Source organism: Photobacterium sp. AWH4_225, assembly GCF_056158405.1.
Map to the genome: position 1 here is coordinate 1534861 of NZ_JBSWTF010000004.1, position 12011 is coordinate 1546871.

Annotated in this window: 12 protein-coding genes; 7 read left to right on the forward strand and 5 right to left on the reverse strand. The window is 47.0% G+C overall.

What is annotated here, in order from left to right; genetic code table 11:
* Nucleotides 1-26 precede the first annotated feature (26 nt).
* Nucleotides 27-1880 carry a bifunctional sugar phosphate isomerase/epimerase/4-hydroxyphenylpyruvate dioxygenase family protein gene (locus ACXAD4_RS24125; protein ID WP_475244576.1) on the forward strand — a complete coding sequence of 618 codons (1854 nt, stop codon included), beginning with the start codon at nucleotides 27-29 and terminating at the stop codon, nucleotides 1878-1880.
* 155 nt (nucleotides 1881-2035) lie between these two features.
* On the opposite strand, the gene aroQ is transcribed toward ACXAD4_RS24125, so the two are convergent.
* A complete protein-coding gene (aroQ, locus tag ACXAD4_RS24130) occupies nucleotides 2036-2479 on the reverse strand; it encodes a type II 3-dehydroquinate dehydratase (protein ID WP_475244577.1) in 444 nt (147 codons plus the stop codon).
* Nucleotides 2480-2901: 422 nt separating this feature from the next.
* Between aroQ and ACXAD4_RS24135 the strand changes: the two genes are divergently transcribed.
* Entirely contained in the window at nucleotides 2902-3624 is a 723-nt protein-coding gene (locus tag ACXAD4_RS24135; RefSeq protein WP_475244578.1) for a response regulator, read from the forward strand.
* A 9-nt stretch (nucleotides 3625-3633) separates the two neighbouring features.
* Complete coding sequence (locus ACXAD4_RS24140) at nucleotides 3634-4929, forward strand: ATP-binding protein (protein WP_475244579.1); 1296 nt, start codon at nucleotides 3634-3636, stop codon at nucleotides 4927-4929.
* Nucleotides 4930-4932: 3 nt separating this feature from the next.
* On the opposite strand, the gene ACXAD4_RS24145 is transcribed toward ACXAD4_RS24140, so the two are convergent.
* Entirely contained in the window at nucleotides 4933-5382 is a 450-nt protein-coding gene (locus ACXAD4_RS24145; protein WP_475244580.1) for a DUF3429 domain-containing protein, read from the reverse strand.
* A 44-nt stretch (nucleotides 5383-5426) separates the two neighbouring features.
* On the reverse strand, nucleotides 5427-5984 hold the full coding sequence (locus tag ACXAD4_RS24150) for a hypothetical protein (RefSeq protein ID WP_475244581.1): 558 nt from the start codon (nucleotides 5982-5984) through the stop codon (nucleotides 5427-5429).
* 198 nt (nucleotides 5985-6182) lie between these two features.
* On the opposite strand from ACXAD4_RS24150, the gene ACXAD4_RS24155 reads away from it, so the two are divergent.
* The 4 genes from ACXAD4_RS24155 (at nucleotide 6183) to ACXAD4_RS24170 (ending at nucleotide 8596) form a co-directional block, all read left to right on the forward strand.
* Nucleotides 6183-6782 (forward strand): hypothetical protein, encoded by a 600-nt coding sequence (locus ACXAD4_RS24155; protein WP_475244582.1) that lies wholly within the window; start codon nucleotides 6183-6185, stop codon nucleotides 6780-6782.
* 239 nt (nucleotides 6783-7021) lie between these two features.
* Nucleotides 7022-7948 (forward strand): aminoimidazole riboside kinase, encoded by a 927-nt coding sequence (locus ACXAD4_RS24160; protein WP_475244583.1) that lies wholly within the window; start codon nucleotides 7022-7024, stop codon nucleotides 7946-7948.
* A 204-nt stretch (nucleotides 7949-8152) separates the two neighbouring features.
* Nucleotides 8153-8332, forward strand: a complete 180-nt coding sequence (locus ACXAD4_RS24165; protein ID WP_475244584.1) for a hypothetical protein — start codon at nucleotides 8153-8155, stop codon at nucleotides 8330-8332.
* Between the two features lie 90 nt (nucleotides 8333-8422).
* The gene (locus ACXAD4_RS24170) at nucleotides 8423-8596 is read left to right on the forward strand and encodes a hypothetical protein (protein ID WP_475244585.1); all 174 of its coding nucleotides are present in this window, start codon (nucleotides 8423-8425) and stop codon (nucleotides 8594-8596) included.
* An 80-nt stretch (nucleotides 8597-8676) separates the two neighbouring features.
* On the opposite strand, the gene ACXAD4_RS24175 is transcribed toward ACXAD4_RS24170, so the two are convergent.
* Together ACXAD4_RS24175 and ACXAD4_RS24180 are read right to left on the reverse strand one after the other, a co-directional pair.
* Nucleotides 8677-9912, reverse strand: coding sequence for an MFS transporter (locus ACXAD4_RS24175; protein ID WP_475244586.1), 1236 nt, complete (start codon nucleotides 9910-9912; stop codon nucleotides 8677-8679).
* A 288-nt stretch (nucleotides 9913-10200) separates the two neighbouring features.
* The gene (locus tag ACXAD4_RS24180) at nucleotides 10201-11862 is read right to left on the reverse strand and encodes a glycoside hydrolase family 32 protein (protein WP_475244587.1); all 1662 of its coding nucleotides are present in this window, start codon (nucleotides 11860-11862) and stop codon (nucleotides 10201-10203) included.
* Between the last annotated feature and the right edge of the window lie 149 nt (nucleotides 11863-12011).

Genomic DNA, 12011 nt, shown 5'->3' on the forward strand with positions numbered 1-12011 from the left:
CACGTATTCATTGAAAGGAAGTAATGATGAAATATTCTATCGCAACGGTGAGTCTATCTGGAACCTTGCCGCAGAAATTCGAAGCTGCCGCCAAGGCGGGCTTTGATGGTGTTGAGATCTTTGAAAATGACCTGACGCAGTGCCGTTACAGCCCTGCTCAGGTGAAGCGTATGGCGGATGATTTCGGGCTCAGCATTGTTGCCCTCCAGCCAATGCGTGATATGGAAGGGATGCCCGAGCCTCTGCGCCAGCAGAAGATTAATATGCTGCAAATGAAGTTCGAGGTTGCCCATGAACTGGGTACAAACCGTATCTTGATGTGCAGTAATGTACAGCCTTATGCGTCAGCAGACCGCAGTCAATGTGCCAGTGACCTCCACACTTTGGCTGAGCTTGCCCAGCGCGAAGAGATCATGCTGGGTTATGAAGCCTTGGCGTGGGGGCGCCATATTGCCGATTACCATGACGCTTGGGATTTGGTAAAACGTGCCGATCACCCGAACATGGGGATCATTCTCGATACCTTCCATATGTTTGCCCGCGGTAACACCTTGGACGTGCTCAAGAACGAAATCACCCCGGATAAAATCGCCTTGGTGCAGGTGGCGGATGCGCCGAAGATCCATATGGATATTCTGCAGTACAGCCGCCACTTCCGCTGCTTCCCGGGACAAGGTGATCTGCCTGTGATTGAGTTCCTGCAAGCGCTTAAGGACAAAGGCTTCGATGATTATCTGTCCCATGAAATTTTCAATGATGAGTTCCGTTCTTCTTCACCGCTAGAGAAATCGATAGATGGCATTCGTTCGTTGAAGTGGCTTGAAGACCAGGTGGGCACCCAACAAGTACCAGCGGCGCCAGCGCCTGAAATCAAAGATATTGGTTTTATTGAATTTTCTATTGCCGATGAATCTGACAACTCTTTCTATAACCTGCTGGCATCGCTTGGGTTTAGGAAGACTCATGTACACAAGTCGAAGAATGTTGTATTGATGAACAAAGGCGAAATCAATATCGTACTCAATGGCGAGAAGAACAGCAGTGCCCATGAATACCTCAAGCGACATGGCGAGTCTGTTTGTGCGATTGGCCTGATTTCAGAAGATAGCCAGCGCAGTTTGGCACTAGCAAGCCGTTACCACTGCGACATTATCCATAACCAAAGGCTCAATGATGAGCTAAGTATTCCTGCGGTTGTCGGGGCGGGTGATAGCCTAGTGTATTTCTTGGACGAGAAAGCACAGCGCAATTTCTATGACCATGACTTCGAACCGGTACTCACTCAAGCCACTGAAGACGATGGCAATTTGTTGCGTATTGACCATATTGGTCAAACAGTACCAAATACCGATATGCTGTCGATGGCGTTTTTTTACCGTTCCATTTTTGGTTTCAAACCAGAGCAAAGCTTTGATTTGCCGGATATCAATGGACTGATCACCAGTAAAACGGTCACCAGCAGCAACAACAATGTCAAAATTGTACTCAATACAACGACTGCGTCAGATACCGCAACTCAGCAGTTTCTGACCAAGTCTAACGGTGCATCGGTGAATCAGATAGCACTGGAGTGTCGAGATATTTTCAAAGCGGCAGAGTCGTTGGAGCAGACATTCCAACTGCCTATCCCGGATAACTATTATCGTGATATTGAAGCCAAGTATGGCCTCGATGAGCAGTTAATCGAGAGCCTCAAGCAAAATAATATTATGTATGACCGTAGTGAAGATGGTGAGTTTTTCCACTTCTATACCAAAGAAGTCAATGGGATTTTCTTTGAGGTGCTCCAGCGGGTAGGTGAATATAAAAAATACGGTGAAGACAATGCCTTTATTCGCTTGTCTGCCCAAGCAGCAACACGCGAAGTCGAAGATATGTAGAGTGTAAATGAATCTGAAAGGCCACCTTGCTGACAGGGTGGCCTTTTTATTTTCGCGCAACACTACATTTAGGGAATATAAAAAGCCATCGAATATTACGATGGCTATTTGTTATTTGTTATTTGTTATTTGTTATTTGTTTAGGTTGAATACTATCAAGACTCAGCGATACATTGGATAGCAAGCTCATACCCCTTTAAACCCATACCTATGATGGTCCCTTTGGCAACAGGGGAAATATAAGAATGGTGGCGGAAGCTTTCTCGGGCATGGACGTTGGAGATATGTACTTCTATAACAGGGACATCTACCCCTTTGATTGCATCATGCAAGGCGATGGAAGTATGGGTGTAAGCGCCGGGGTTAAAAGCTATACCAAGGATTTCTCCTTGCTTGAAACGCTCGCCCGCTTCATGGATCGCATCAATCAACACGCCCTCATGGTTGGACTGACGAAAATCAATAGTATGGTCAAAATGACTTGCCGCAGCAGTACAGCGTTCTTTCAAGTCGTCGATGGTTTCACTGCCATACTGAGCAGGCTCTCGCGTGCCCAGTAAATTCAAGTTAGGCCCATTTAGTACCATGATAGCTGACATATATCCCTCTATTTATGAATTCCATTTGTGTGATGATTTATTATAAAAAAACATAAGCTATTTACGCCTAACTAGCTCACAAAAGGGCTCTCACTGAATATTGTTTTTTGAGAGAGGATATAAGTAAATGAGAACCGTAAATATATAGATCTCAAGATATGATTAGCATCGTAAAACTTTATAGGTTATGTCTAAATTTCGAATTGATATTCAAGCGTAGCCATCGTTTATCTTGGCTGTTTGCATCTAGTTCCGTTGCAAGCCCAGAGAACCTCAGAGAATGAACAATGAGGTGCAGTTGTACGCTTGCAATCTTAGCTTGCATGGATGTTAAATTTTGATCCTATAACCTATCGAAATAGGTGTCCAAATTGTGTATCCTCACTTTTTGAACGTTGTTTTATTTGGTGTAGGTTGGTTACATGTTAAAGATTGTGTTGGTCGAGGATGACGAGAAGCTGTGTGAGCTATTGGCAAATTACCTTCGGCAACAACAGTTTGAAGTGATCACAGTACACGATGGGCTGGAAGCACCTGATGTGATCATTAACCACCAACCGGATTTAGTGGTATTGGATTTGATGTTGCCGGGCATGGATGGATTAAGTATTTGCCGTAAGATCCGTGGTAAGGTGCAGAGTAAAATTATGATGCTGACAGCGAGTGATGACGATATCGATCATGTCGCTGGGCTTGAGGTTGGCGGGGACGATTTTGTCAACAAGCCAATCAAACCTCGCGTATTGCTGGCGAGGATCAGAATGTTGTTGCGCCGTGAATTGAGCAGTGTTAACTCGGCTCAAGTGGGTGATAATGAGCCGGCTCCATCTGATGAACAGGAGCATCGATATGGCTCACTGACCGTAAATCATCGAAGCCGCAGCTGTGAAATGAACGGAGAAGCGGTAAGCCTGACGGACAGTGAGTTTAACTTGTTGTGGTTGCTGGCTTGTCATCCTGATGAAGTGCTAACACGAGAATTCCTAGTCATGGAAACCCGCGGCATCAAATATGATGGTCTAGATCGTACCATCGACAATAAGATTGTTACCCTGCGCAAAAAGCTGGGCGATAACCCGTCGCTACCAAGGAAGATCATTACAGTACGCGGAAAAGGATATTTATTTGTACCTGACCGTTGGTAGGGTAGTGGTATGAAGCGTCTGTATTTAGAGTTTTTTGGTGGCTTGTCGGGTCTATTCTTCCTTTGTATTTTGGCCTTTTCTTTTGTGACCCAAGAGCTGACAACTGACTACGAAGCCGAGTTGGAAATCAGCCACGTGTCTAGCGTGATGCAGATTTTGGATGATGTTGCAGCCCAGCGAGGCCAGGCAAAAGCCGATAAGTTACTTGCCGGCTATGCTGAGAAGAGCCATTTGACCTTCCAACAATTTAGCTGGGATGAAATTGGTTTTACGGAATCTGAACGCAATGAACTAAGCCGCCGTGGTGCCCTATTTGATGATGAAAACGAGTACTGGGTTGTGTTCGGGGATCAGCAGTGGGTGTATTACCTCCAGCCGGATGTGGAGCAAGATCTCTGGCAGATGCTGGACTTGGAAGTCAAACTGTTATGGGCCTCCTTTTTTGCCACTTTTGCCTTATACAGTGCGATTATGTTGAGGCTGCTGTCCGGACGTTTTCGTAAGTTGGAAGAGGCCACCATGGCCTTTTCTGATGGCGACTTCAAAGTACGGGCATCGGAGAAAGCTGGTGACCGGGTTGGCCGACTCAATGCCCGTTTTAATCAAATGGCCGATAAAATCTCTGAGTTGATCCAAAGCCACAAACATCTGACCAACGCCATTGCTCATGAGCTAAGAACCCCTATTTTCCGGATGCAATGTCAGCTGGAACTGTTGGAAGAGTCGGTGTTGAATGCCGAGCAAAAAAGCTATCTGGGCGGCATTTATGATGATATCGATGAGCTGGAATCGCTGATTGAAGAGCTGCTGTACTTTGCCAAGATGGAACGCTCTGGGGTGACATTACAGCTCAAGCAACAGGATGTTGCCGAGGTACTGCAGCGAACCATTGCCCACTGCCAGAAGGACACTAAGCAGGTACTGAGTTTGGAGTGCCCGTCACAATGCTATTTTGATGTTGATGCCCATCACCTCGAACGAGCAGTGTCCAACATTATCCGTAATGCTTTCCGCTACGCAAAACACTGCATTTCAGTAAAAGCGTTCTGCCACGAAGGAATGCTGACCATTCAGGTCGATGATGATGGCTGTGGTATCCCGCCAGATGAACGGGAGAACGTATTAAAGCCGTTTTACCGAGTGGGGACTTCCCGGGATAGGCAGTCTGGTGGGCATGGTTTGGGGTTAGCGATAGTTGCCCAGGTTGTCTCGCTGCATCAGGGGGAAATTAAGATCAGCGAAAGTGATTGCGGCGGCGCGAGGTTCACTATTCGCTTGCCGCAGGCCAAGTGTCATGTCGCTTGAAGCTTAGCTGGCTAGCGCAACGAGGTGGAAAAAGGCAACAATCCCGGTGAGCTTATTGCGCATCGGTTGGTAGTCTGCCGGGCTATTTTCTTTTTCTACTTCACGTATTTTCTTCTCAGCAAACCAAATAGCGACAAAACCAAATAGTAGAACCAGCACTGACCATACATAGCTTTCAGGAGAATGGAGCAAAACGCCCCAGGCGATCAAGGCAAACAGGTTGCTGAGCAACAAGGCATTGCGGCTGAGGCTGGTTTTCATATGATCAATGGCATTGCCCCACAAAATGCCCGAAAGGAAGCTTAAGATCACTGCACTGTAGGCAATAAAGACTTTGTGGGCAGTGAGGCCAAACATGGTTTTGTCTGCCCAGATACAGATCAGGCTCAGTGCAAACGGCACCAAGCCCAAATATGCCAACCGGGTCATGATTTGATTGGGTGTTGAAGTCATTGCGCGCTCCCTCATCATTTGCTTTTAAAAAGCATAGCTTAAGCTTATGAATTGTGATGATGGGGCGGTTTATTGAGATATGTTCTAAGCACTTGGCTCCATAGTGGCACATAGAAATGGCAGATGCGGTAAAACAGGTATGCTGCTGCAAATAGTCCCGAGAGAGAAGCGCAAAGATGAACGGATAACCCGGCAGCAAGACCCGTTAGCATTATGACGAGCGAGAGTAGTATCGAACGCCAAACATTCTCGATTAAGTAAGCCACCCATGGTCTGAAGTTGGTCTCTCTTAGCCTATAGCGCAGTACGAGCAAAGCGGTGAGATACAAGGCGGGGATCAGGCTGACAAGTGGAAGTGGCCAGCCTTGATAAAGGGTAAACCCAACCAGAAGTTTGCCGGAAACAGCATAGGTGAGTGCTAGTGAGTGGATAAACTCAACGGGCAGCAGACTAGCAGCAGCAAATAAGCAAAGGCCTACGGCATAGACTACCGAGCCTGAGAACAAGATGAAATAAACCGGTAAGCCGATGGCAAGGTGGGCTAAAGGGGCGAGTGTCATTGCATGCATTAGCCATTTCAGCCAAGAAGCATGATTTTCCATAACCACCTCCGTATGCCAAGAGGGCATTGGTAACTTGGTTATCATCTAATGAAAAGGTAAATAATGCAACGTTATGTATATCTATGTTTGATGGATGTCATTATTGAGGGCATTTGTGAATATTGTGTTGTTAATGCATGACATATGGGCCTATGAGGCATTACTATATCCCCGTTGTGATTACTGTTGAGATTAAAAATGAGAAAGCTTTCTCTTGCGGCATGCACTTTTGCACTTCTTTCCTCTTGGTCTGTGTTTGCTTCAACAGATCTTGAGTCGAAATCAGCCCCAGTTTCGTTTCAGGCTGTGCCGGAAATTATGGAAAAGTTTGATGATGCAGAAGAATACCGTAAGAAAGCCGTGACCTTGGGTAGGCTTCCTCATAAGGTTGAATTGGGCAAGCAATTCCCTACCTATGTAGCAGGAGAGGATGGCAAGCCGGTATTGGAAACCCAAAACACGGTAACAGAGGACGTAGTGATTGCCCGTAATCCATCACCCGTTGTTGGTGCTGTTTATAACGAGTGGCTGGTTCCCAAAGAAACATGGCATTCCACTTATGGCGAACTGCCGATGTTTGATACCTTTATGCCGTTCAAAAGGGTGAAAAGCATAAAAGCTATCCCTATCACTGAAGATATTTTGAGTCTGTTGGGAAGCCTTGATGGCGAAACCGCGGTTATTGATGTCGATTGGAATGATGCTGGAATGAAAGTCTATATAGATGGCTATCTGACCGACGGTGGTTACGGTATTGCACCGGAAGAAATGCAAAGTACTTATGAGATAATTGAATAGACTAAGACTAACCTCCCTTATCTATTATTGAACTCACTGAAACGCCCCGCTCAACAAGCGGGGCGTTTCTGATCTCATAACCGCTGATGCTTTGTTGGTCATAAAATCCTGCTGCTATTGTTACCAGAGTCGAAGTGTAATCCCGATCACATTTATTCCTGAACAGGTGCTGTTTTAGTTGTTCAGCTAAATCGGTTTAGCAATAATTGGCACAGTTAGAAATTTTGGGAGAGAAGAGAATGGCAAAAGTATGGGTTACTGGTGATGCGGTGGTTGACCTCATTCCTGAGGGTGCAGGAACTTACCTGAAGTGTCCGGGCGGTGCGCCTGCAAATGTTGCGGTAGGTATTGCCCGTCTAGGTGGCGAAACGGCATTTTTCGGTCGCGTTGGCCAAGATCCGCTAGGGCGTTTTATGAAGCAGGTTTTGTCTGAAGAGGGCGTAAATACTGATTTGATGAAATTGGATGCCGAGCACCGTACTTCAACTGTAATTGTTGATCTGGATGATGAAGGCGAGCGCAGCTTTACTTTTATGGTAAAACCGAGTGCCGACCAATTTACATCTAGCGAAGATGTCCCTGCTTTTGCCCAAGGTGAATGGCTGCACGCTTGCTCTATTGCCCTAGCCAATGAGCCTTCTCGCGGTACAACGTTAGAGGCGATGAAAGCGATTAAAGACGCTGGTGGCTATGTGTCTTTTGACCCTAACTTGCGCGAAGAAGTATGGGCCAACCCGGCTGAATTGAAGCCTGTTGTCATGCAAGCTGTAGCACTTTCTGACGTGGTGAAGTTCTCTGATGATGAATTGCTATTCCTAACGGATAAGACTGATCTACAGACGGCACTGACATTCCTTGAGGAAAACTACCAGCTGCCACTGGTTATCGTTACCCAGGGTAAGAAAGGGGCTTTGGTTGTTCAGGGTAATGAACAGCAGTTGTTTACTGGTAAGCCGGTCAGCCCTGTTGATACTACAGGTGCGGGTGATGCCTTTGTTGGCGGCCTGTTGGCGGGTTTGGTATCTGTCGATAACTGGCAAGATAAAGCCGCATTGCTGGATATCATCAAGCAAGCCAACGCTTGCGGTGCGCTAGCAACAACAGCAAAAGGGGCGATGACTGCGCTGCCGACAGCAGAGCAACTGGCCGAGTATTTGGCTGAATAATATTGGTGTAACACGCTTGAGAGATGCGCATTACACGTACTGAAGAGGCCCGGCTACCGCTGGGTCTTTTTTGTTCACCCATTCAATTTTGCAAATTTTGCAGTACATATTGCCTATCCCATCCCACATTTTAAGCGACTGCATTGATCATTTTTTCATCGCAGACTATTTATATATGCAATGTATATACAATGTGTATCTGTGATGGCACCGAAAGCAAAACGAGCGGCAAACAAGAAAGACAGTCAGCTCATCATTCGTATTAACGGAGATCAACGTGATGAGTTTGTTTCTCTGTGTGAAGACCTGGATACTTCCGCTGCAAGAGAGCTACGCCGTTTTATCAAGCAGTTCATTGAAGAGCACAAATCTAGCGAATCATGAATAGGTTGGCAGTTTCTCTGCTCAGCCTGTTTTTCACCCCGCACAGGGCCACTTTTAGGCGAGTGCACAAAGCGATGACAAGGAAATGAGATGGCTAAGAAAGAAGCTAAAATCAAAGTTGTAAAAAAAGATGTAAAAAAAGAAGTGAAAGTCAGCAAGAAAGATATTAAAAAGTCACTGAAAAAGGCAGAAGCGAAAGTTGAAAAACTTAAAAAAGCCGAGGCCAAAGTGCAGAAGCTGAAGAAAGCGCTTAAAAAAGCATAATTGCTAAAGTAACACTTAAAGCCATCGCCTTTTACTGTTAAAAGTCGATGGCTGTATTTGTTTTGTTCCCTACCTCTGGCTCAACAGCAAGGCTCAGTTGCCAACTCGTCTTCCTTTATCTGAGCTTTACTGCTGGATGCTCTTTTGTTATTCAACGCGAGAACAGTGAAGGCTGTTAGGGCTGATGCACTGATGATTAGCATAGCCGTCAATACCGTATCATAGTCTCCCTGCTGCCAAATCAGCGAGCCGATATAAGGGGCAAATGCTGAGCACAGCAAGTAGGGCAGGGCCAGTGAGCCAGAAATTACCCCGAAGTTGCTATCACCCATTAATTCGCGGGTCACCATTGGCTTCATGATGCTGATAACGCCGTAGCTGCCACCCTGGAAAAAAACAAATCCAATCAATAGCCAAAATTGATCGCCAGCAAACAGGAATAGGCTAAGCGCAATATTAATGCCGATAAAACAACATAGCGTCATGGTTATTAAATTAAGGCAGCGATCAGCTAAAATCGAGACAACCCTTCCCAGTACTTGCATCGGGCCAATCAAAGAGGCAATGAGAATCGCCGTAGTAGCAGGCACTGCACGTTCATCGAAAATAGGCAATAAATGGCTAATCACCACTCCATGGGTTAACCCCAGTAAGGAGAAGCTAGCCGCTAGAAGCCAGAATGTTTTGTCGGATAAAAACTGATACCGAGAGGGAGAGTCGTGCTGACGAGTGCGAGCTGCCACTTGTTGCCGGGTACTATGGGCTTGAATGTATCGGCTACTGAAATACACCATAGGTACAGCGATAATAACTACCGTTGTTGCTGCAGCTTTGATTGCTGTCGGCAAACCAAAATGGGTTAACAAATAGTGGGTTGCTGGAAAACAGATAGTGCTAGCAAAACCAGCAACTAACGTGATGACGGTAATGGCTTGTTTGGCGTTGCCGAGGCGGTAGCGGATAAGAAAGGCAAAGCAGGGCTCATAGAGGCACCCAGCCATCGCGACACCGATACCAAGCCATAGGAAATAGAAGCCTGTCAGGGATGCGACATGGCTCAGTGACCACAACAGAACACCGCCGATCAAAGAACATACGGTAAGCATCGTTGGCCCATGACCACGGTCGATAAGCCTGCCTGCAAGAGGGGAAAAGATTGCTGAAACGGCAATACCCAGGGTGAAAGCCAAGGTGAGATCAGAGCGGCTCCAGGAAAATTGATTTTCCCATTCCAGCAAGGTGGCGGGGAACAGGTAGTACAAACTGGCCCATAGTAAGGTTTGTGCAGTGGCGAGCAAGAGCGTGGCGTATGTCATGGTAGTCCTGAATGAAAAAGCGACGAGGTTAATTCACTCGATAAGGGTAGCGGATAAATATTAAATATTTATTATTCTAGAATAGTGGAAATAATGTTGACTTAAACCTGATCAACTCAACGGGTTCATCTACAGGCAAAGCATTTACGCTGCGGGCAGGGGTAGGAGGAATGAAGGTAAGCGAAGTGTTGAAGTATGGAGTTATGGAATCATGGCTACCTTCAGAAGCGCTGAGAAAACTCGGCAGGCAGCCATGATGTAGGGGGAATAGTTTATAATGGAGCTAGGCTAGCCTAGCAACCAAGCCGTAGCGTCAATAGAGAAAGATTCGTTGCTCATCAGGCGCACAGCAGAGGCATCTTCAGCAGTAAATACCCGCGCAGTCATCACAAACTCGCCCTGGTTGATAAACAGCTCAAGTGATGAGTTGTCAGCCAGTAGCTGTATCTCAACATCTCGCTGATCAGCCCAAGGCAGCTCGCGGATGGTCTCGCCATCGGTAGGCTGGGCATGGGTGCGATCTAATTGGATCATCTGCTTATCGGCATCAAGGATGATGTCACAGTACTCGTTGCCATTGTCCATCACCCGAAGCGTTATTTGTCCTTCTGCCGGCCAAGGCAGGGTAGTTTGTAGTTCAAAGCTCTTGCTGCCGAGATCAGCTGAACCATCACCATTACTGCTGTTGAGCTCGAAGTGCTGCATTTCGCCACGAAGTTGCTGCAACTCACGGACCGGTTGCTGGTAAAGCTTGCCGTTTTGCCAAGATAGCTCCCTTAAGCAAGTGAGCTGGTGGACCCATTGGTCTTTGACGCTTGGCTGGTTGATTTCATCGGGTAATCCCATCCAACCTACCATTAAGCGGCGACCGTCCGGTGCCTCTGTTGACTGCGGTGCATAGAAGTCAAAGCCGTGATCCAGGGTTTGGAAATCAGAAAGGCCAAGCTGGTCGTTGTCATCCAATGTGGCTTGTAGGTAGCCATTATGGTGCGGGATGTTATGGTGCTCGCTATTGGCTTCGATACCTTGCGGACAGATGATCGCAATCAGCTGATCGTTAAGTTCGAACAGATCCGGGCATTCCCACATGTAGCCGAAGTCATTCAGTTCATCGCCAGCCAGAGAGACAAACTCCCACTGGTGCAAATCCACAGAACGATAGATAGCCAAGCGACCAAGCAGTTGTCCGTCGCTTGTTTCCAGGTGGTTAGTTTCCTGCTGGGCTCCCAACAGCATCAACCAGTGATCGCCATTTTTAACCAGCTTCGGATCACGGCAGTGCGGCGTGACCGATGGTGGCAGGCTGTCGATAACCGGGCCGTGCTTGGTGAAATGGATCCCGTCTGTTGAGGTCGCAAGGCACTGGGTGGTGATACGGTCGCGTTGTTCGCCGATTCGGACATTGCCGGTGTAGAACAGCATCAGCTCCTCTTCGGTACTGACTGCGTGGCCTGAGAAAACACCGTGGCTGTCGAACCAGTCTGATGGGAACAGCGCCATAGGTTGGCTTTGCCAGTTAATAAGATCACTACTGGTAACATGAGCCCAGTACTTGTCTTTGTGCACACAGCCAAATGGGTAGAGCTGGTAAAACAGGTGGTATTCACCATTGTGGTAGGTGAAACCGTTAGGATCGTTGAGCAAGCCTTGCGGCGGCGCAATGTGCCACAGCGGACGATGCTGTGATTCGGTCGTTTCACTGACATCCGCAAGCTGCAGGCGCTGGTTTTGTTCGATAATACGTCCTAATTGTTCCCATTCAGCCTCACTTAGAGGCATATCCGGCGTCCATGAAACTTGATTGAGGTTGCTGTGGAAGGGCAGCACACGAGCAAGATCGGAGCGAAGTTCCGGATCCTTAAGCTCCAGAATCACCTGTTGCTCGACACGCAAAGCGCGCAAGAGATTATTGGGGCCGCCGCAGGCAGCAAGGATATCTGTCAGTGTCATGGATGCGAGACCTTAAGCAAAGTTTGCTTGTTGATTTTCGGGAACGTTCCAAAAATACAGAAAAGGCAGTATTTAAGGCAAGGGGAGTTGTGGAAATACTCCCCTTTATGAAGAAAACTGTGCGTTTGATCGCTTTTTAAGGTAGGAAA

Coding starts and splice junctions, on each gene's coding strand:
- ACXAD4_RS24125 (WP_475244576.1), top strand. CDS start 27: ATGAAATATTCTATCGCAACGGTGAGTCTATCTGGAACCTTGCCGCAG.
- aroQ (WP_475244577.1), bottom strand. CDS start 2,479: ATGTCAGCTATCATGGTACTAAATGGGCCTAACTTGAATTTACTGGGC.
- ACXAD4_RS24135 (WP_475244578.1), top strand. CDS start 2,902: ATGTTAAAGATTGTGTTGGTCGAGGATGACGAGAAGCTGTGTGAGCTA.
- ACXAD4_RS24140 (WP_475244579.1), top strand. CDS start 3,634: ATGAAGCGTCTGTATTTAGAGTTTTTTGGTGGCTTGTCGGGTCTATTC.
- ACXAD4_RS24145 (WP_475244580.1), bottom strand. CDS start 5,382: ATGACTTCAACACCCAATCAAATCATGACCCGGTTGGCATATTTGGGC.
- ACXAD4_RS24150 (WP_475244581.1), bottom strand. CDS start 5,984: ATGGAAAATCATGCTTCTTGGCTGAAATGGCTAATGCATGCAATGACA.
- ACXAD4_RS24155 (WP_475244582.1), top strand. CDS start 6,183: ATGAGAAAGCTTTCTCTTGCGGCATGCACTTTTGCACTTCTTTCCTCT.
- ACXAD4_RS24160 (WP_475244583.1), top strand. CDS start 7,022: ATGGCAAAAGTATGGGTTACTGGTGATGCGGTGGTTGACCTCATTCCT.
- ACXAD4_RS24165 (WP_475244584.1), top strand. CDS start 8,153: ATGGCACCGAAAGCAAAACGAGCGGCAAACAAGAAAGACAGTCAGCTC.
- ACXAD4_RS24170 (WP_475244585.1), top strand. CDS start 8,423: ATGGCTAAGAAAGAAGCTAAAATCAAAGTTGTAAAAAAAGATGTAAAA.
- ACXAD4_RS24175 (WP_475244586.1), bottom strand. CDS start 9,912: ATGACATACGCCACGCTCTTGCTCGCCACTGCACAAACCTTACTATGG.
- ACXAD4_RS24180 (WP_475244587.1), bottom strand. CDS start 11,862: ATGACACTGACAGATATCCTTGCTGCCTGCGGCGGCCCCAATAATCTC.